General features: G+C 47.2%; 14 protein-coding genes. 5 read left to right on the forward strand and 9 right to left on the reverse strand.

The window, feature by feature from the left end; genetic code table 11:
• Positions 1-39: 39 nt before the first annotated feature.
• Positions 40-1,830 carry a DUF885 domain-containing protein gene (locus BLV62_RS21220; RefSeq protein ID WP_225889668.1) on the forward strand — a complete coding sequence of 597 codons (1,791 nt, stop codon included), beginning with the start codon at positions 40-42 and terminating at the stop codon, positions 1,828-1,830.
• A 289-nt stretch (positions 1,831-2,119) separates the two neighbouring features.
• Complete coding sequence (locus BLV62_RS21225) at positions 2,120-2,476, forward strand: MmcQ/YjbR family DNA-binding protein (protein ID WP_089764089.1); 357 nt, start codon at positions 2,120-2,122, stop codon at positions 2,474-2,476.
• A 4-nt stretch (positions 2,477-2,480) separates the two neighbouring features.
• On the opposite strand, the gene BLV62_RS21230 is transcribed toward BLV62_RS21225, so the two are convergent.
• Positions 2,481-3,260 carry a sulfite exporter TauE/SafE family protein gene (locus BLV62_RS21230; RefSeq protein ID WP_089764091.1) on the reverse strand — a complete coding sequence of 260 codons (780 nt, stop codon included), beginning with the start codon at positions 3,258-3,260 and terminating at the stop codon, positions 2,481-2,483.
• Positions 3,261-3,494: 234 nt separating this feature from the next.
• Positions 3,495-4,832, reverse strand: coding sequence for a Gfo/Idh/MocA family protein (locus BLV62_RS21235; protein WP_089764093.1), 1,338 nt, complete (start codon positions 4,830-4,832; stop codon positions 3,495-3,497).
• 248 nt (positions 4,833-5,080) lie between these two features.
• On the opposite strand from BLV62_RS21235, the gene BLV62_RS21240 reads away from it, so the two are divergent.
• The gene (locus BLV62_RS21240) at positions 5,081-8,125 is read left to right on the forward strand and encodes a DEAD/DEAH box helicase (protein ID WP_211117912.1); all 3,045 of its coding nucleotides are present in this window, start codon (positions 5,081-5,083) and stop codon (positions 8,123-8,125) included.
• 133 nt (positions 8,126-8,258) lie between these two features.
• Here the strand turns inward: BLV62_RS21240 and BLV62_RS21245 are convergent, their stop codons facing one another.
• From BLV62_RS21245 to BLV62_RS21255, 3 genes are read right to left on the reverse strand one after another with little or no spacing between them, the layout of a single operon-like run.
• A complete protein-coding gene (locus tag BLV62_RS21245) occupies positions 8,259-9,626 on the reverse strand; it encodes an alkaline phosphatase family protein (protein WP_089764097.1) in 1,368 nt (455 codons plus the stop codon).
• Between the two features lie 55 nt (positions 9,627-9,681).
• Positions 9,682-10,890, reverse strand: a complete 1,209-nt coding sequence (gene eboE, locus BLV62_RS21250; RefSeq protein WP_089764099.1) for a metabolite traffic protein EboE — start codon at positions 10,888-10,890, stop codon at positions 9,682-9,684.
• Positions 10,891-12,045: a 3-dehydroquinate synthase gene (locus BLV62_RS21255; RefSeq protein ID WP_089764101.1), complete on the reverse strand. Its 1,155-nt coding sequence runs from the start codon at positions 12,043-12,045 to the stop codon at positions 10,891-10,893. It abuts the gene before it with no gap.
• A gap of 595 nt (positions 12,046-12,640) precedes the next feature.
• Between BLV62_RS21255 and BLV62_RS21260 the strand changes: the two genes are divergently transcribed.
• On the forward strand, positions 12,641-14,626 hold the full coding sequence (locus BLV62_RS21260) for a tetratricopeptide repeat-containing sensor histidine kinase (protein WP_089764103.1): 1,986 nt from the start codon (positions 12,641-12,643) through the stop codon (positions 14,624-14,626).
• Between the two features lie 10 nt (positions 14,627-14,636).
• Positions 14,637-15,275 (forward strand): response regulator, encoded by a 639-nt coding sequence (locus tag BLV62_RS21265; RefSeq protein WP_089764105.1) that lies wholly within the window; start codon positions 14,637-14,639, stop codon positions 15,273-15,275.
• A 233-nt stretch (positions 15,276-15,508) separates the two neighbouring features.
• Here the strand turns inward: BLV62_RS21265 and eboC are convergent, their stop codons facing one another.
• The 4 genes from eboC to BLV62_RS21285 all read right to left on the reverse strand — a co-directional run bounded on the left by eboC (position 15,509) and on the right by BLV62_RS21285 (position 20,299).
• Positions 15,509-16,387 (reverse strand): UbiA-like protein EboC, encoded by an 879-nt coding sequence (gene eboC, locus BLV62_RS21270; protein ID WP_089764107.1) that lies wholly within the window; start codon positions 16,385-16,387, stop codon positions 15,509-15,511.
• Positions 16,388-16,481: 94 nt separating this feature from the next.
• A complete protein-coding gene (locus tag BLV62_RS21275) occupies positions 16,482-17,468 on the reverse strand; it encodes a TatD family hydrolase (protein WP_089764110.1) in 987 nt (328 codons plus the stop codon).
• 13 nt (positions 17,469-17,481) lie between these two features.
• The gene (locus tag BLV62_RS21280; protein ID WP_211117910.1) at positions 17,482-18,378 is read right to left on the reverse strand and encodes an EboA domain-containing protein; all 897 of its coding nucleotides are present in this window, start codon (positions 18,376-18,378) and stop codon (positions 17,482-17,484) included.
• 427 nt (positions 18,379-18,805) lie between these two features.
• On the reverse strand, positions 18,806-20,299 hold the full coding sequence (locus BLV62_RS21285; RefSeq protein ID WP_089764112.1) for an FG-GAP repeat domain-containing protein: 1,494 nt from the start codon (positions 20,297-20,299) through the stop codon (positions 18,806-18,808).
• Between the last annotated feature and the right edge of the window lie 114 nt (positions 20,300-20,413).

A 20,413-nucleotide genomic window follows, 5' to 3' on the forward strand; every position in this document is an offset into this window, starting at 1 on the left:
GCTTATGAAACAGATAACAACAATCTAAACCCTTCTAAAATGATGGTAAAAAACGTCGTTTCCGGGCTATTGCTGGGTAGCGCCCTGTTAGTCGCCGCCTGTAACCAGCCTGCCTCCAAAAGTTCTGCAGCCGCCATGCAGGACTCTTTGCACCACCTGGCCCAGAAATATTATGATGCCAGTATGGCCCTGAACCCCATGCAAGCTACCCAGAACGGGGAAAACCAGTACAATGACCAGCTGCCTGTTGATATCAGCGATTCATACAGGAAAAGGTGCGACTCCGTTTATGCCGGTTTCCAGGCGGCGCTTAAAGGCATCGATACTTCCGCGCTTTCTCCGAACGACCGCATCACCTACGATATGCTGGAACGAGAATTAAGCATCAACCGCGAAGGCTTAACTTTTCATGATAACCTGATGCCTGTGCAGCAGTTCACCTGCCTGCCGCTGTCGCTGGCCCAATATGGCTCCGGCACCTCGGCGCAGCCGTTTAAAACCCGTGAAGATTACCAGCACTTCATGAAACGTATGGAGCTCTTTGCCGTATGGACAGATACCGCCATTGCCAATATGCAGCGTGGTATTGCCACCGGTTATGTATTGCCCAAAAGCCTGGTTGTAAAAACCATCCCGCAGTTAAGCGCCCTGGCAAAGAAAGACACGGCCAACAACATCTTCTACGGACCGCTGAAAATGCTGCCTACTTCCCTGGATAGCGCGGCAAAACAGGCGCTGAAAGAGGAGTATACCGCCGCTATCGAGCGGTTTATATTGCCGTCGTTCGCCAAACTGCAGCAATTCATGCAGCAAACGTACCTCCCGGCGGCACGCAACAGCAGCGGGATCGACAGCTTGCCAGACGGCAAGGCCTATTATGCCTTCCTGATAAAATCCTGGACCACTACCCAAAAAACACCTGAGGAAATATTTGCATTGGGAGAGAAAGAAGTGGCAAGGATCCGGGAAGAAATGGAAGCGACAAAGAACAGCACCGGGTTTAAAGGCGGCCTGCCGGCCTTCTTTGAACTGATGCGTACTGATAAAAAGCTGAGGATATTCAATACACCGGCGGCCATCCTTGATTCGTTCAAGGCCATCGAAGACAAAATTATGCCGCAGGTAAGGAAAATGTACGGCCGCCTGCCAAGAACGCCTTTTGAAATCCGCCAGACCGAAGCCTACAGGGCAGCCTCTGCATCGGCGGAATATATCCAGGGAAGTGCGGACGGCACCAGGCCAGGAGTCTTCTATGTACCTATCCTGGACCCTAAAACTTTCTCTTATACCGGCATGGAATGTTTATTCCTGCATGAAGCCATACCAGGACACCACTTCCAGTGCAGCCTGCAGCAGGAAAACGACTCCCTTCCCAGGTTCAGGCGGTTCACCTGGATCGGGGCCTACGGTGAAGGATATGCGCTGTATTGCGAGAGCCTGGGTAAAGAGCTGGGGTTATATACAGACCCTTACAGCTATTTCGGTCATTTAACGGATGAGATACACAGAGCTATTCGTTTAGTAGTGGACGTTGGTTTGCATACCAAAGGCTGGACAAGGGAGCAGGCTATCAGGTACATGATGGACAATGAGCCGGTGTCATTGCAGGAAGCGACCGCGGAGATAGAGCGTTATATGGCCATTCCAGGCCAGGCCCTGTCTTACAAGCTGGGAGAGCTGAAGATCCATGAATTAAGAAATAAATACACGAAGGAACTGGGGAATGCGTTTAAATTGTCGTCGTTCCACGACGAATTGCTGAAAGATGGTTGCGTGCCGTTGTCTATCCTGGAAACCAAGATGGCGCGCTGGGCCGCTACGCAGCACTAAAACCCTGATATTCCGGGTTTCCGGGCAATCGCAGGATTAAATTTTCATTAAGACAGCGATGTTTTATTGCAACAGATGCGCTTGTCCGGAAATCTTATAAAACGCATTTCCATTTTAACATAAAGTATTGCATTTTATTTCATAATTTTATAAGGCAGTTTCATTCACTATTTACGGCTTACTAAAGTTAACCACGTCTGTTTCCTGTTATGCATGGAGGCGGACAAGCGAGACATGGACACAATTGTTTGAAAAAACAATCATTATATTATTCTTTAAAACCTGCTTTATGTTTGATCATACCCTGGATTTTTGCCGTAACCTCCCATCCGTGAGCACAGAACGGAAATGGGATGATGAACTCCGTTTTTATGTTGGAGAAAAACTTTTTTGCATGCTGTCCATGAACCCTCCGCACAGGATTTCATTTAAATGCGCGCAGGATAAATTTCATCAACTGATCTCCCAGCCCGACATTGTACCCGCTCCTCACCTGGCCAGGTACCACTGGGTACAGGTAAAGCAAGACGATACCCTGCCGGAAAACCAGCTGCACCAACTATTACAGAAAGCGTACGAAATAACTGTGAACACTTTACCTCCTTTTGAGCAGGAAAAGATACTGAACAGCCGCGTACATGCCTGAGCTGTTATTTAAGCAGGGTAAAGAACAGGTCGTAAATGCCGAATATAACCAGGGTGCCCGCAAATAGTTTTTCAAGTGCCGGTGTTTTCATCTTCACTGCCGTTTTTGCACCCAGGTAGGAAGCAGGGAACGCTGTAAGGGAAAGCAATAAAGCAATATTCCAATCGATATGCCCCAGGCACCAATGGGTAATAGCGCCCGGTACCGATAAAATGGCAGATAATACTACTGCACATGCCAATGCCTGTTTGATAGGCATTTTTAGTTTTCTTATAAAAAACGAACTGAACAGGATACCCCCTGCATTGGCCAGGAGGCCGGCCAGCAAGCCAATAAATATAGTGGCTGAAATAAGCGGCGCCGCCGCTATCTCCGTCTCTTCCAAACGCTCCTCTTCCGGCGCTTTCTTCTTCAGGAAAGCATATAACAAAGAACAGCCTATACCTACAATAAACAATGCAGTGAATATCATCAGCGTTTTTCCGGGCAAATAGCTGCTTAAATAAGAGCCGGCAATGGTGGCAGGTACCCCGAACAAAGCTCCCAGCAATATTACTTTCTTATTGAACAACTTTTCTTTGCTGTAAACTACAGCTGCGGATAATGTACTGCTGATAGAAGCGGGTAAAGGAGATGCCAGCGCAAAGAAGGGATTAATGCCGGCAAATATCTGCAAAGCAGGTGTGCTGATGGCGCTGCCGCCCTTGCCTAACAGGCCGGACAAATAGCCAACAACTAAGCCTATCAGGATCACTGACAGGTATTCAGGTTGTAGAAGTTCCATTCAATCGTTCCTCCGAGAATCAGCCCTACGTGGGTTATGGTTGGTTTAAAAATTACAGGTAGGCCAAAATTAGGGGATCAGTATTCCACAAACAAATAAAACGGATAACTAAAAGTTATGGGAGATAACAACTTATTATATTTATTTTAAGTCTATAAACTAATAGGGTAAAGCCTTTTCTGGAAATTTGTTGCCATAGTCAAGCTATCCTGGCTATGGCAACAAATATAAGAATTAAACTTTGGGAGTCCAACCTTTTTCATATTCTCTTTGCCATAATTTCATGGCTTCCTTGTCGTGCAGGATATGCCCGTTGCTTGGATCAGTATGCAATACCCTTCCGGTACGTTGTGCAATGTTGCCCAGCAAACATAACAGGGTGCTGCGATAACCGATGTTGATCTCGGAGTTCAGGGTAGCGTTGCCGCGAATGCTTTCCAGGAAGTTATTGATGTGGATAGCATCATAGAACTCGCCCGCCGGGCTAACGGTGTTGGTTACACTCTGGTTAGGGTTAGCTGCCTGTTTTACGTCCTTTATCACCTTACCCTTTTTGTCCACGATCTTATAAGCATCGCCGCCATTGTTGTACAGGGTGCCATTCTCTCCGAATATGGCAAATCCGCGACCACTGCCCTCAAGAGTATAAGGGCTGCAGCTGCGGCCTTCCCAGGCAACAGCTTTGCCGCCTTCGAACTCGAAGTTCAGCGTTTGGGTGTCGGGGGTTTCCCAATCATCTTTCGGGTAGGCATAACGTCCGCCTGCGGAAGTTACTTTGGTTGGGAACTCTACATCCAGGAACCAGCGGATGCAATCCAGTTCGTGCGTAGCATTGTTGCAGGTTTCAGAAGTGCCCCAGTTCCATCTCCAGTGCCAGTTGTAATGCACGATGTTGTCGAGATAGTCTTTACGCGGCGCGGGGCCCTGCCAGAGGTTCCAGTCGAGCGTTGCCGGCACCGGGATCTTTTTCCCGATCCCGATAGGTTGGCGGTCGTTTACATACCATCCGCGGCCATAGTAAACTTTGCCCAGCACTTTATCTTCTTTCACTTCTTTCACCGCCTGTTGCAGGTTGGGCCAGGAACGGCGCTGGTTGCCCATCTGCACCATTTTATTATACTTTTTAGCTGCGGCTACCAGCCATTCGCCTTCCTGCGGATTATGCGCACAAGGTTTTTCGACATACACATGTTTGCCTGCCGCTGTGGCCATGATTGCAGCCGGTGCATGCCAATGGTCCGGCGCCGCTACCAGCAAAGCGTCGAAATCCTTTTGCTCCAGCAGTTTCCGGATATCTTTGATCACGGTAGGTTTACGGTCCTGCGCTTTGGCAACCGCTTTCAGGCCGTTGGCGATCGCGCCGTCTTCCACATCACAGATGTAGCCGATTTCAGCTCCCGGTAGTTTTGCCGCGCATTGGGCCAGCCAGTTGCCTCTTGAGTTCACGCCCATAACCCCCAGTACCAGTTTATTGCTGGGGGCATTTTTCCCGAAAACAGGAAAGTTAAGGAAGGTGATACCGGCGCCAATACCCGCCATGGTCCCGGTTTTTATGAAATCTCTTCTTTTCATAACGTAATAAGTTGTTAGTGCTTTTGGTTTGAAGTGGTAATTTTAGCAATCGATTGCGTAAAAGTATAAATTGCGGTTAAAGAAGCAAAGTTTTTGCCTGTAAAGAGGGAAAGTTTTTTTGAACCGGATAAACGAACAAACCACTTCATTTGAATCCCGGTACCAGGTTCATCGACAAATAATTTTACTATATTCGGTATCTATTCTATGCCTTACGAAAACTATAACTATTGAAACAACAGCATATCTTGAATTTTTGGCGGGATGTTGAAGTATTCAACCTGCCCGATTTCAATAACGATTGTTCTTTGTTGACCGCCGCCTCTTTTCCATGGCAAACCAACAAGCCCCTCAAGAACCCCCGGGCCAATGTATGGCGCTATACATTACTTTTCGGCAGGATAGCAAAGAAAGACGTTATCGACACCATTGAAAGATTGCTGGATGTTGAAGACCCGCCAAGCGATTGGGAAGAACCGGTAACCGGAGATACCTGTCTGTCCGCCATTATACTGGATCAGAACGGACAACCCAACAGCAAAAGCTATATTCCCGCTGCTTTTATATTTGGCATAAACTGCCTGGAGTCGAATGTCTCCATATCTAAAGTACCCCAAAAGCTCGATGAGGCGCAATCTGACTTTGAATTGCGTTACAATATTCCCGCGGTTATCGATGAAGAATCAGAAAGAAAAGGACCACCGGTTATCCCGCAGTACCTGAAGGAGGAAATAAAATACCTGGAAAAAATAACAAAAGACTGGAATAAGACGCCCATTGAAATTTATGTCGTCGCCAAAGAGGTGCCCAAAGACGCCGAACCTGATACCAGCTTTCTCAACAGTTTTTACCTGAATGACCTGAATACACTCATCAACATTGACAGGAAACATTACGGTACAGCGCTGAACAGCTATCTAAGCTTAACTGTAGACCAGTTGCCGCGCGAAGATATGATAGCAGACAGAGTGCATTTGTGCAGAAGCATCGATCCGGCTCTGATGCCCATGGGAAGATGGCCTGCAAAAATTCAGCATGGCCTTTATACCGCCCAGGCAGGGGCTGTCAATACAACCCTTACAGACCTGAAAAACAGCGCTGGCATCAGGGGGATCAACGGCCCGCCCGGTACCGGTAAAACTACCTTGCTATTGGACATCATTGCTGAAGTGGTGGTTGCAAGGGCTCAAAAGCTAATGCAGATCAGCCCCGATAATCTGTTTGGCAGGTATACAAAAATTGAAAGGGAAGACAGTTTCAGCGGATATTACGAAGTCATCTCCGACGCATTGGCTGACAGTGGTATTGTAGTGGCCAGCAACAATAACGCAGCAGTTGAAAACATCACCAAAGCATTGCCGTCAACCGATAAAATAGACGCCACAGAATTCAAAGACGCCAACTATTTTGCAGATTATGCACAACGGCTGATCGACGGCGAAAGCTGGGGCACTTTAAGCGCGCCTCTTGCCAATGCCCAGAACAGGGCCAATTTCAAATGGAAGTTCTGGCTGAGCGACGTAGAAAATGAGATGCCAGGGTTCCAGGACCTGCTTTGGTCGGTCTATAAATCCCCGGACCATGATCAAACCTATATATACCAGCAAAAATTTGAAACCGTACGGGATGAACTGGAAGAGTTGATAAATGATTTCAATGCATTCAAACAAACAGCCAGCTATTTTCATAACCAGTATCCTGTTTTCCAGCATAACAGGAAGTTGAAAAACGAATATGAGGATGAACTCCGCGTGCTCCAGGATAATGTCGTAAAGCTTTCCGGCGAAGAAAGCCGTTGCAATAGCCAATTGAAAGAAACAGATGAACTGATTCAGCTTACCAGGAAGCTGCTGGACCTTATAAAAGAACAGAAACCCGCCTTCTTCTTTTTCCATAAGCTTTTAAATACCGGGCAATACAAGGGATGGCGAACCGGCTATGACCAGAATATGAGGGTGTTGCAGGAGCATATCAATAAAAAGATGATGCTAACCAAGCAGCTCAATTCCATTCGTTCTGAAGTTTCGGGCAATCAGACCAGGATATCCGGCCTGGAAAGCAAATTGATAACGGTCTATAAAGCCATTGAACAATATCTTGAACTCAAAAAGGAATTGTCTGAAAACTACGGTATAAGTCACTCCAACATTGTTGATGAAGAGTTTTATACGGCCCCTCTCGAAAACATCCAGCTTAGAACACCTTGTTCTTCCGAAACAATAAACAGGCTGCGAAGCAATATTTTCCTGAAAAGCCTGGAATTACATCAGTATTACATACTGTCAAACGCCAAAAAAGTAAGAAATAACCTCAATCTCTTTTTCGAGATGACAGAAGGCCGGGCCAAAGTGGATCAGGCCATTGCGGAAACGTTATGGAGCACGTTATTTCTCTGCATACCGGTTATTTCCACGACCCTTGCGTCGGTTAGCCGGTTATTTGCCTCAATGCGGCAGGAAAGCATTGGATGGTTGCTGCTGGACGAGGCCGGGCAGGCAACTCCTCAATCAGCAGCCGGCATAATCTGGCGATGCAAAAGATGCATCGTTGTTGGCGACCCGCTTCAAATTGAGCCTGTAGTAACGATTCCCTCCGCACTGGTATACAAACTCCGGCAACAGGAAGGAGTAGAGCAGGTATGGTCGCCTTGCGGCAGCTCTGTTCAGATACTGGCCGACAGGGTTTCCAAACAAGGCACCTACATGTTAACCGGTGATGCGGACCAAAAAATATGGACAGGTTTTCCGTTACGTACACACAGGCGCTGTGATAACCCGATGTTTGATATAGCTAACAGGATCGCCTATTCCGGGCAAATGGTTAAAGCAACGAAAGACAACCTGCAGGATGGTTATATTGGCAATTCCACCTGGTTTCATATCGTTTCCAATGAGCCTCCAATTAACAAACATGTATTGACAGAGGAACTGGCGCTTTTGGATGAAAAGATCAATGCATTGCGGGCTACGGGCTTTAATGGCGAAATTTTCGTAATCTCTCCTTTCAAATCAGTTGCTAATGTATGTGTATCGGAGTATCGGTATAAAAGCGGCATTTCCTGTGGCACCATTCACCGGTTCCAGGGTAAGGAAGCAGATGTTGTATCCCTTGTTTTAGGCGGGAATCCCCATTCGCAGGGGGCAAGAAACTGGGTTGCACGCAACCCGAATATGCTTAATGTTGCGCTTACAAGAGCGAAAAAACGCTTTTATGTGATCGGGAACCGGAACCTGTGGGCTACATGCAGGTATTTTGATACAATGGCCGCAGGCCTGAAGGCAAATAATGCCTGATCTGATTGCAAAACACGATAATCTTACTATCACAAAAAAGCATTTTAGTAAAACTGTTTGAGATGAGTACACGCAGTTTTACTAAAATGCTTTTTCACTTATGCAGTCTGCAAAATCTATTTTCAGAATGGACCTACTCGCCCGTCAGGTTATCCCAGATCACTGAATATACATCCGTTGCCTGGATAGCCCCTGCAGTAACAGGACGCGGGCTCACGATCAGCGGATGGAAATCAGGGTTGGCCTCTAAACGGCCGTGCGACCCTTTGATCAGCGTAGCATCCAATGGAATCACGTTCATTGCATAACGGAAACCCAGTTTCTTTTTCACCAGCGCAAAACCAGCTTTCAGTTTTACAAATGGGTCGGCAGGGTTCAGGAACATTTCCACAGGGTCGTAACCCGGCTTCTTAAATATTTCCACTCCCCTTGCAAAATCCGGCGCTTTGGCGTCGTCCAGCCAATAGTAGTAGGTAAACCAGCTGTTGGCATCGGCAACGGCTACCAGTTCCCCGCTTCTGGGGTGATGGAGATTGTGCTGACGTTTTCCTTCCCTGTCCAGTACCAGCTCAATACCCGGCGTGTTTTCCAGCAAGGTACGCACCTGCTTATAGCAGGACGGATCATTAACGTAGATATGCGCCAACTGGTGATCGGATACCGCAAATGCCTTGGAGGCAGCTGCATCCAGCAATTCCAGGCCGTTTTCCACGCGCAGGGTAATCAATCCCGCTTCCCTTAATACGCGGTTTATATGGATCGGGTGATTCACGTTGGTAATACCATATTCCGACAAAACAATAGGATTAACCTGTTGCTCCTGGTAGTAGCCAACGAGGTATTTCATCAGGTCGTCGATCTCCTTCAGCTCTTTTGCATTCTTCACCGGGTCTTGTCCGAATTTTTGCAGGCAGTAATCCAGGTGCGGGAGGTATACAAAAGTGAGGGTCGGGTTATATAGCTTGTCTGTGATGATAGTGGCTTCAGCGATCCAGCGGCTGGATTTGATGCTGGCAGTTGGCCCCCAGTAATTGAAAAGCGGGAATTTACCCAGTTTTTCTGTCAGGAGGTCGCGTAAGGAAGTGGGAGTAGTATAACAATCCGGCAGTTTACGGCCGTCGGCCAGGTAGTTAGGACGGGGAGTAAGGGAATAGTCCACATTTGCATACATGTTATACCACCAACACATCTGGGAACAGGTAAAGGTAGGATCCAGCTTCCTGGCCTTGTCCCAGATCTTGGGAGCGTCTACCAGGCGGTTAGACTGTTTCCAGAACTTCACTTCTGCATCCGTTCTGTCGAACCACCCGTTGCCGACAATACCATGCTCGCTCGGCCATTGGCCGGTGAGATAAGTACTTTGTACTGCGGTGGTTACGGCAGGCAACATCGGGTTTACTGTAGCCAAATGCCATTTCTCCGTATACTCCTTGATAAAGGGCAGATGATCCAATAGTGATTTGGATAGCCCTACTACGTCTATTACTACTGTTTTTCTCATAGATTCAAACGCCGAGCTAAAATTCCGGCTGGGAAACCAAAGTTAGCAAATTGGGCTATAGTTGACTCTTAATCCAATTTAATTCTCTGGAAATTGAGCTGCCCATTTCCTGTTTGTAGGCAGGAGGCAAAACATCCCAGGTATAGGTTTCAACTTCCATATGTTGGGTAAACGGCCGTTCTTTTTGCAATGCCAGCACCTGCCGGATATCTTCCTGGGTAGAATGCAGCACCCCGAAATCTTCCAGGAATACAGGAACATGGAAATGCGAGCGCCATTCGGTCACCGCCGGGTTGTCTGCATCTTCCAGCGCTTCCGGCAGATCAGGATAATGAATGAAGGTTCCGTCGTTTTTCCGGGCTATCACCTGGTGCAGGTAAACCGGCTCGTTAAACTTCCTGAAGGCATCTATCACTTCTTTCCTTCCGGCAGGTTGCGCAGGCAGGTTTGCCTTCAGCGCAGCGCTGATCTGGAGCTTTCCTATCCGAATGCCATGTTGCTCCATTCTCTCCAAAACATCTTTCGGCGATTCATATACCAGCGCATAATGGCAAACGTCGTAGCACAACTGTATATGTTGCTTGATCAGCGAAGCGGCTTCCGTTTCAGAAACCTGGAATTTATCTGCAATAAAAGGTATGCCCAGCGGCAGCAGGGAATTAAAATACCAGTCCAGGAATTCATCAGTATTCTCCATCATGCCATCCGGTTCCGGTTCAATATCCAGGTGCATGATTGGGCCCCCGCTTTTATGGATGCGCACCAACTGTTCTACCACCAGCAACATATTCAGGGTAGCGCTTTCAACGAACGCGTTGGTTTCTTCCGCGCAACGGTTGCACCAGAATTTATAGGAAAGCGGGTTGGTAGAGATACTGCCTTCCATTCCTTCAGGCAGCAGCGCTGCCAGGATCCTGAACAGGCGAATGGTATAGGATACGCGATCGGCGCTGGTCCAATCGGGTGCATGAACATTTCCTTTTACAATCGTATCATGAAATCCACCATACGGGAAACCGTTCATGGTAAATACATAAGTATCTGTTTCTTTCAACCATTGTTTAAACGCGGTTAAATTCTCTTCCTTGCTTAATTCCAGGCTGGCGGCATTTGCCAACCTTAGTCCTATGCCGAAAGACTGATCCGGCGACACTTGCTGTTTAACAGCTGGAATGTATTTCTTCAGTTGTTCAAAATGATCCCCCCATTTTTCACCGGGATGGATATTTGTACAATAAGAGAGTGATCCGACTGCTGTTTTCATTTATTGATTGTTTTTACAGATCTCAACTGCTTTATAAAGCAGGTCCAGATCCATGTGATGAACTTCTTCTCCTTTACCTATAGCACGAAGCAGGGAAATGGTTAGTTGTCCGCCGAGGTGTTCCCGGAACTCTTCCAGTCCTGCTACCACCGGCGACGGCACTCCGTTCTGCTTTTCCATCAGCGGATGCCATACCGGGAGCTTCATATCTTTCAGCACTTTCAGCACCTTCAGCATATCGGGTTCCGGCAACCAGCCTAACAGGTACGAGTATACGGTGTCGGTTGCAATGCCAATCGCTACTGCTTCTCCATGGCGCAGAGAGAAATCGGTTAGTTGTTCTAACTTATGTGCGCTCCAGTGCCCGAAGTCCAGCGGGCGGGATGATCCGCTTTCAAAGGGATCTCCTGCTCCGCCGATATGTTGTATATGCAAGGCGGCGCAACGTATGATCTGTTCCTGCATCGCCTCCCTGTCGCCGGCTGTGATAGCGCTTGCGGTAGAAGCGATCCAGTTGAAGAATTCAGCATCTTTGATCAGGGAAACTTTTACTGCTTCCGCCATTCCTGAACGCCAGTCGCGGTCGTCCAACGTGGTCAGGAAATGAGCGTCATTAAATACGGCTGCAGGAGGAGCAAAAGAACCGAGGAAGTTTTTCTTTCCTTTATAATTCACTCCATTTTTCACCCCTACACCTGAATCGTTTTGCGATAATACGGTGGTGGGTATCCTGATATGTTTCACGCCCCTGTGCGAAATTGCGGCAACAAAGCCAACAAGGTCGAGCAGCGATCCGCCGCCGACGCCTATCACATAGGAATGCCTGTCGATCTTATACTTATCAATAGCATCTACCAGGCTGAAGAGCAAGGGAAGGTCATTTTTTACCTGTTCACCACCACTGATAGTGATGATTTCCGGCGCCAGCTGAAAGCCTTTTACCTGGCCCAGGTAAGTGCTGATCTTCTCAGAAAGGCCAGGATGGGCATTTGCGACACCTCCATCCAACACAACCAACAATTTTTTAGTATAGGCAACGGCAGCATTTGATTCTAAGAAGGAGGACAAACATTTATTGTCTAAATCAAATAAGTGGCTGCTAAAGAATACGTTGTAAGAAAAGCTGACATCAAATTTTTGTTGTATATATTCCATGGCTTAAATTCCCCATCATCTACTTAAATAAACTATAGCCATTAAAAGTACATATAAAAAATGTGATTTTTACTAAAGAATAAGGCTCCGGGATCGGAGCCTCATCTTTTGGGGTTAGCCTGTAGAATCATTTATCGGTTCACAAAGGAACTTATTTCCTATGCCGCGGGCAACGGTAAAAACCAGTAATTTATAAATTGCGTAGTTCTACTGATATAAACCGTTTGTCTACAAACCCGCTTCTGTAGCGAATTACAACCAGCGCCCCACCTCATTCCGTCGCCTGGCCTTTCCGCTCGTCACAGCGCCTATTGTGTATTAAAAGAGAAATATTGAACTTTACGCTACTGTAGAAATAAGAGGTTTTTTACAGCCTGAGAATTAACAATTGTTTGACTGGTCAATACACTTTTAAATGTAGCCGTTAACCCTGTAACATCGGTTGTTCATCGCATCTTTTGTTGCATACAGTGTGCATATTTTGCCGAATGCGGCTGCATCGGACAGGAATTTCCTGCATCGGATTATCCATTGTGCGTGTACCTGATATAGCCTTTATTAACATCGCAACGAAAGTTGCACAAGTTTTACAGGAATGTGGAGAATCGTTTTTCTGACCATTCATAGCTGGTTATGGACTAGCCAGCCGGCTAAAGTACCGGTATTGTCGTATTCCGACAGCTTGTTGCTGGTAATGCAGCAAAAGCCGGCCGACAGCAATACCGTGAACGCCTGTTATGCTTACGGGTTAAGCGTCTTGCCCGAGGAGATCAGCAAAGCAGCGCAAGCCTTTAAACGGGGACTGAATGTCAGCATTGCTCTCAATTACCGCAAGGGCATCGCCGATTTCGCCTGTCATTACATGTATATCCAGGATGTAAAAGGAGAATACATGGCTTCCTTAAAGCTGCTCGAAAAAGCAATATCCATCTACGATTCATTGGGTTTGCATTCAGACAGGGCCACGGCTATCTGTTACAAGGGCATGGAATACCAGCAGATGGGCAACTACCCGGCCGCCGCGGAAGCCTACCTGGAAGCTCTCAAACTATCGGAACAACTCGACGATCAGAGCATCAGCGGCCTGGTCATCAACCGCCTGGCTACCGTATTTATTGCGCTGGGCGATTATGAAAAAGGCTATCATTACGCCAGCAGAGCTTATGACAGCGGCCGCAAATCCGGGAACCTCAGGCGCATGGCGCTTGCCCTGGTAAACATGGGCAACAGCAAGAATTACAGCGGGGATTTCCCTGCCGCCAACCGCTTATATGATAAAGCCTTAGCTATCAGCAGGCAAACAGACGACAGCCTGTTAGTACTAAGCGCGCTTACATCCCGGGCCCGGGTTTATACCAACCAGCAACATCATCAGCAAGCCATAGAAGCCTATCAAAAAGCCATGCAGCTATGGCCCATCCCCGACGCAGAAAACCAGCTTGTACTCTACCTGGGATATGCGAAGGCGTTGTACAGCAGCGGTCAATACCGGCAGGCCAATACCTACCTGGATAAAGCGCTTACCCTTGCCCGGCAGTGCCACTCCAGCGACCTGCTGAAACAGGCCTACCTGGCAGCTTCCGACAACCAGGCAGCGCAAAAGAATTATAAAGAAGCCCTGGCCCTGCGGCAACTATATGAACAACTGAATGATTCCCTTACGGGTATCAACTCCAGGAAAATGGTGCAGCAACTAGAACTGCAATACCAGTCGGAGAAGAAGGACAGGGACCTGGCCGAGCAGCAATTATTGCTGGCAAAAAAGGATCTGCAGCTGCAACAGCAAAATACCTGGATCGGCATCTTTCTTTCCGGGCTTATCTTCCTCGTTATTGCTGGCTACCTGGTCTGGTACCGTTTCAGGCAGAAAAGCTACAGGCAGCGCCAGCACCTGCAGATGCTGAAAGCCGAGAGAACAGTGGAAATACTTGAAGCGATGATGAAGGGAGAAGAAAAAGAAAGAAAACGTTTATCCCGCGAGCTGCATGATGGAGTAGGAGGATTGCTTTCGGCCGTGAAGATGCATTTCTGTGCATTCAGGAACGAACGGGATTGGCTACACGAGAATGAAAGTTATAACCATGCCCTGCAAATGCTGGATGAGGCCATTATTGAGGTGCGCAAAACTGCTCACAACCTGGCGCCCGACCAGTTAAGCCGGCTGGGACTGGCGAATGCGCTGGAACTTTTCTGTAAAAATGCGAGTCATTCCAGGCAGCTTCAGATCAGCTTCTACACCAACGGGGAAATACGCCAGCTGAAAAGCAGCTTTGAACTATCTATTTACCGGATCGTGCAGGAACTGGTGAATAACATCATCAAACATGCGCAGGCCACGGAGGCGCTGGTGCAGGTCACACAACATCAGCATCTGCTCACCATCACGGTAGAAGACAACGGAGTTGGATTTGAACAATCAACCCACCCGCATAGAGGGATCGGGTTAAAGAACCTGGAAGAAAGGATCAGATCACTGAACGGGCAACTGACCATCACCGCCATCCCCGGACATGGAACTACGGTGTATATCGAGTTCAATACTTCTGCCACACAACCAATACAATTACAACCAGTCTTTTAATTTCATCGTTATGCCTATCAGAATCGCAATTACGGATGACCACCTGCTGGTGATCAGTGGCTTAAAAGCAATGTTAGCTCCTTATCCGCAATTTGAATTAGTGTACGACAGCAATATCCCTACCGCGTTAATGGACGCTTTGCCCAAAGTGCAACCGGATGTATTACTGCTGGACATTCAAATGCCCGACCTGGATGGCCTGGAGCTTTGTAAAATGGTGAAGAAAAATCATCCTGCCGTCAGGATCATTGCATTAAGCAGTTTCATGGAATCCCATTATATCAAGCAAATGCTAAGGAATGGCGCATCCGGTTACCTGCTGAAAAACGTAACGCCGCCAAAGCTCTGCGAAGCTATCGAAACCGTGTACGCAGGTGAAGCATACCTCGACGAATCCGTCAAACACCTCCTGCTCGACGAAATGCTTACAGGCCAGAAACGCAGCGGCTACAGCATCCCGCTTACGCGCCGTGAAAAGGAGATCCTCAAGCTGATAGCAGAGGAATACTCCAACCAGGAAATAGCCGACACACTATTCATCAGCCTGAGAACCGTAGAAACACATCGCCTGAACCTAACCCAGAAACTAGCCGTAAAAAACACGGCCGGCCTTGTAAAAGAAGCGTATAAACGCGGCCTCATCGAGTGAGTTTCTCGCAAAGGTGCGTAAGGAAGCAAAGAGACGTAAGATTTTTTTTAAGAGGCATAAGGATTTTTTTTAAGAGACATAAGGATTAAAGCGGATGTTTTTAAGAACTATAAAAAGGTTTCTGTTTCAATAGAAACAAATTGGTAATTCTTAATAATACTCGCTTTAATCCTTATGTCTCTTAAAAAAAATCCTTATGCCTCTTTGCTTCCTTACGCGCCTTTGCGTGAAACTCACGTGACGGCGAACAAGCGGCCCAGCACCATAGAGATGGGCAGCAGGAGCAGTACGAGCAATGCGTATGGCAATGTGGAGAATGCCGCTACCCATGCGGCGTTCATCGCAATCAGTGCAATGATGCCGCCTTTCACTGCTTTACCGATATTGGGCCCTGTAGGTGATTTCATGGCCCTGAACAGGGGCAGGTTGATCATCACCGCGAACAGTATGATGAAAGGAGCGGCAGTCCAGATCTTATGATGAATAATGGCGAGTGCGGTCATGGTTCCGTATACCGCTGCATAGATCCATGCAGTTAGCCGCAGTGTTTTGGCGTTGCCCCCATGCACTTCTCCCCTGCTGATATTTGTTACGGCAGCGATATACAGGATAGGGATCAATCCCATCCACCAGTAAGATTCGAGGGCGGCGGGAACGATGCTGATGCCAAGCAGGAGGTTAAGCCCGCGGCATAAGCCCATGTTCAATGGGCCCAGTATATCATGATGTTTACCCCACTTGTCGTAAACGATACAGCTGATGGTGATGGCTACTGCGAGCCAACCGGAGTAGCCGGCCAAACCGCCTACTGAAAAAGCGGCGAGAATGCCTACAAGGAAAAGATAGCCACCTAAAATAATGGCTTGTGTTTTAGATATGATACCGCCTGGGATAGGCCGTTCTGGTCGTTCAATCTTATCTAATTCTGCATCAAAAACGTCGTTAAACACTACGCCACCGCCGTATAACCCGATGGTAGCCAGGCATAGGCAGGCGACGGGCAGAATAAATTCGAGTGTTACAATGTCGAAGGAGACATTCAGTAAATAACCTGAAATAGCCACACCAGCCAATATGTCTGCTACCGCAGTAACAATATTGGCTGGTCGCATCAGGCGCAGATATCCAATCAATTTGCTAACAATATAAGTCACCGTCTAATGAGGTTTTCATGGTTTATTGCCAGCAGAAACGATGCTCTCTGGGCTACCGGATGATGGTTGTGTTTTTATCAATTCGGGGCTGTTGTCCTCCGCGCAGGATGGAACTTCCGTTAAATTTTTCACTTTGATCAATATTTTTAGCCAGATCAAAATCTGCTTCGTCAATTTGCCCACTTTGCGCGAAAGCTTTTACAGCGTTGGCGTAAGTTACCAAATGAATATCATTCAAGTCAATACCACTTTCGTGCATTAAAGCTGCGGTCTTAGGTACGGCCAGCGGGTCGCTGATCCCCCAGTCGGCGGCGGAGTTAATCATAATTCGTTCGCTACCATATTGTTTCACTACTTCTACCATTCTTTCGTTGCCCATTTTTGTGAAAGGATAGATAGTAAAAGCAGCCCAGAAACCCCTGTCCAGCACCTCTTTTACAGTTTCCTCGTTGTTGTGGTCTACAATGACCATGTGAGGATCCAGGCCGTGTTCCAAAGCGATATCCATGCTTCTTTGGGTGCCTTTCTTTTTATCGCGGTGGGGAGTATGTATCTGAACGGGCAAACCGGCTTCCTTGGCCAGTTCTAACTGGGCCCGGTAATATTTTTCTTCCAGGGCGGTCTGATCATCAAACCCGATTTCTCCTACGCCTACTACCCCTTCTTTATAGATGAACTGCGGGAGTATTTCCATTACGGCTTCCGCCAGTTTTTCGTTATTAGCTTCCTTGGAGTTGAGTCCGATGGTGCAGTAGTGTTTGATACCGAACTGGGAAGCGCGGAAACGTTCCCATCCCAGCAAACTGCTGAAATAGTCCCTGAAGGTATCCACTCCTGTTCTTGGCTGGCCTAACCAAAAGGCGGGTTCTATCAGCGCCACAACGCCAGCATCTGCCATTGCCTGGTAATCGTCGGTTGTTCTTGAAACCATGTGCACATGCGGATCAAAGAAACGCATGCCTTTTATTTTATCGAGATAGGCAGGAGCAAAAGTTAAGGGTTGAAGATCTTTCTCTGTTAAATCATGAATTCCGCACATATCAGTCAAATTTTCAGTTTTGATTATTATAAATTTTTGCAGCCAGGGTGTTCCAGGTTAATTCACCGTTTTGGATGGCTGTTGCCAGGTCGGCCGGCACCAGTTTCCTGGCTGGTTCGTAGCTGGTTTGGGCACATACCAGCGCGGCGGCTTCCCTTTCGGCCGGTACGAGGGAATGAGCAACCCTGGTGATATCCGGCAGGTTTTGTTCATTCACAAAGTTGACGAGTATACGCCATTGCATCGGATCCAGGGTCCGTCCTGCAGCCCAGCGTTCATGGGCAAAATCTACCAGGATGTTTACCAGGGCTGTATTGGCTCTTTCATCCAGGCCTATGATCCTGTGAAGAGGTTTGTCTGTGAAGATAGCTTTCATTACCAGCTGGTTCCAGGCAGGTTCTGAAAGGAATTTGGCAGGATAGGGATTATCCAGCATAATTGCTTCCTGGACAACGCCGATATTGGACCTGATGCCTTCGGCAGTGCGGCCGGTCCATTCTTCGGGCCATGCCAGCAAAGGCAGGGCGCTGTAAAGGGCGGCCAGTTCGTTCATTTCGGCAGCATTGAACAGGTTTTCCACTGCGGTGATATACGCCTGTTTGTCTTTTGCCGGCAATTGAAGTAACCACCATACTCTTGCCAGTCTGTCTAACGTCCATCCCCCTACGAAAAAACCCGGTACCAATTGTTGTAATTGTTCCTGTTCTGAAGGTTGGATGTGAATGATTTCCTTTCCTGTGAATCGTGGAATAGCAGTGAATGTCTGGTTAAACTGGGCTATAACGCCGGTTGACTGTTGGCTTTCGTACCGTTGTTGCAACCAGTTATTTGCTTTCTCGCTACCGTTCTCCTGAATGATCTTTCTTAGCAGCTTGCTCACGCTTTCCACGTCGTATACATATTCCGCCACTGATATCCTATTTTAATATGAAATGCTGATTACAGAATAAAATTACCAGTTATAAGGGGATTTTCACACATTCGCCGCCTTTTTTATGATAGAAGGTTAAAAAAGCTGAAAAAAATATCCTTCAGGGAGGAAGAACGTTGGCAGGGGTATAAAATAAAAGAGAGGCATCACTGCCTCTCCTTCCGCCATTCTAAAACCTGATTATGCATCAGGATATCTTAATACATAACGTTAAAAACTGTTATGTTAAATTTTTATTTGTTCATTTATCTCAAACCTAAACATGCAGGAAAAACACCATAAAAGAATGAAATTTTCTCCATAAGCATCGACTCCGTTCGTATTAAAAATGCAACCGATAGAATGCGACCGTAAGATACGTATTTCTACCTTTATTCCAAATAAACAATTCAATTTTACGCAATAGTTATTTCCCGTATTTGTTCTCCAGTACTATAAAAGGTTGATATTCTTTCCAGTCAGGCTTATACTGATCGAGTATAAGAAATCCGGCAGCATAGTTTCCAAGTACGATATCAGGATCTCCATCTTTATCATAATCTTTCACATCCATACTGATCCACCTTCCTTCTTTTTCAACAGGAATAGCATGTGCAGTAAAATTTAGTGTTTTCGGATCTGCCTCGAAGTACAAGAACTTTTCTGCAGGACGGTTCTTAAAGTCAGCAAAGAAGGCGATTGATGCGATATCCAGCTTCCCGTCTCCGTTAAAATCTGCCGCTACAGCTTTCGTGCAACCGTTCACCGGGAACTTCCATCCCAGGTCAAATTTCCAGTCGCCCTTATTAATATAGACATAAATTCCGTGGTAAGGTTTAAGCACCATCGAATAATCTGCATTGTCGCCGCAGGTATAAAGGATATCCAGCTTTCCATCGCCGTTCATATCTGCCAGCTGGAAGCTTGTAGAACCATAAAGCGGCGGAAATCTTAACAGGTTCCTCGATTTAAACTCTCCTTTCCCGTCATTTTCAAACAGCCAGATACCTTCGTCGCCGGCCGCAAACAACGCCATGATATCCGTGAAACCGTCGTTATTAAAATCGCCGGTCTCTGCGTGAATGGCCCCGGGAATCTCCCATACCGGCAATTGCTTATACGAGTGGTCCGGCATCTGCCTTAACTGGTAAAGCCCTCCCTGGTTGTGTCCAAATGCGCAAACCAGCAGGTCGTTCAGTCCATCTTTGTTAAAATCTGCTTCCAGTGTAGAAACGGGGCGTTTAAAGAACGCCATGATATCTTTCTGTTTGCTCGCTGTATCGTTTACATCAAGTCTGGTGATAATGCCTGCCGACGCGTCTAACGCCCTGATATTGCCGATCTCCGTCAATATGGTTTCCGTATGCCCGGCGGAATCCGTTTTGTACAGCGCGGCAACCGCCGGGGACGGCAGTTTCCAGGTATGCTCCGCTTCCAGTTTGTTATTCCACCTGGTTAGCATATTCTCCCCGTTACTGGTCAATATTGCCCCGTTTTCCGGGTAGAAGCTGACCATGGTTGTGGCGGCCTCAAAGGCGCTATCTGTAAACTTTGGGATTTTAAGCTCAAAATTCGCCCAATCATTCTTATAGGCTGGTGCCTTAGCTTCAGGCAATTTATCCGGCGCATTATCCTTAAAATAAGCAACAAGCGTATTCCAGTCATCTATACTGATGGCGGCCGGCTTATCTCCCGGCATCGGCGGGTAATACTGGTTGCCCGACCATACCCTGATCCCCAGGCGAAGGGCCATGTTAGGCAAAACATGATCAGTCCACGTTTTCTTATCCAGCATATCCGGCGTTACCGCCATATGACAGCTCGTACAATATTTATCTGCTAAAACCTTTCCTTTCGGGGGCTGCTGGCAGGCAACCAACCCCGATAATATGAGTATTCCTGCGCTAAGACGGCGGATCATGTACTAAAATTATTTAGAGTAAGATAGACTTTTCAGCGAAGATTTCACGCAAAGACGCGGAAGGGAGCAAAGGACGCAAAGGATTTTTTTAAGGAAAATAAGATTATTAAGGAA

Origin of the sequence: Chitinophaga terrae (ex Kim and Jung 2007) (assembly GCF_900107795.1) — a bacterium.
GTDB lineage: Bacteria > Bacteroidota > Bacteroidia > Chitinophagales > Chitinophagaceae > Chitinophaga > Chitinophaga terrae.

Coding starts and splice junctions, on each gene's coding strand:
- BLV62_RS21275 (WP_089764110.1), bottom strand. CDS start 17,468: ATGTGCGGAATTCATGATTTAACAGAGAAAGATCTTCAACCCTTAACT.
- BLV62_RS21220 (WP_225889668.1), top strand. CDS start 40: ATGATGGTAAAAAACGTCGTTTCCGGGCTATTGCTGGGTAGCGCCCTG.
- BLV62_RS21235 (WP_089764093.1), bottom strand. CDS start 4,832: ATGAAAAGAAGAGATTTCATAAAAACCGGGACCATGGCGGGTATTGGC.
- eboC (WP_089764107.1), bottom strand. CDS start 16,387: ATGCGACCAGCCAATATTGTTACTGCGGTAGCAGACATATTGGCTGGT.
- BLV62_RS21245 (WP_089764097.1), bottom strand. CDS start 9,626: ATGAGAAAAACAGTAGTAATAGACGTAGTAGGGCTATCCAAATCACTA.
- BLV62_RS21285 (WP_089764112.1), bottom strand. CDS start 20,299: ATGATCCGCCGTCTTAGCGCAGGAATACTCATATTATCGGGGTTGGTT.
- BLV62_RS21225 (WP_089764089.1), top strand. CDS start 2,120: ATGTTTGATCATACCCTGGATTTTTGCCGTAACCTCCCATCCGTGAGC.
- BLV62_RS21255 (WP_089764101.1), bottom strand. CDS start 12,045: ATGGAATATATACAACAAAAATTTGATGTCAGCTTTTCTTACAACGTA.
- BLV62_RS21230 (WP_089764091.1), bottom strand. CDS start 3,260: ATGGAACTTCTACAACCTGAATACCTGTCAGTGATCCTGATAGGCTTA.
- BLV62_RS21260 (WP_089764103.1), top strand. CDS start 12,641: ATGTGGAGAATCGTTTTTCTGACCATTCATAGCTGGTTATGGACTAGC.
- eboE (WP_089764099.1), bottom strand. CDS start 10,890: ATGAAAACAGCAGTCGGATCACTCTCTTATTGTACAAATATCCATCCC.
- BLV62_RS21265 (WP_089764105.1), top strand. CDS start 14,637: ATGCCTATCAGAATCGCAATTACGGATGACCACCTGCTGGTGATCAGT.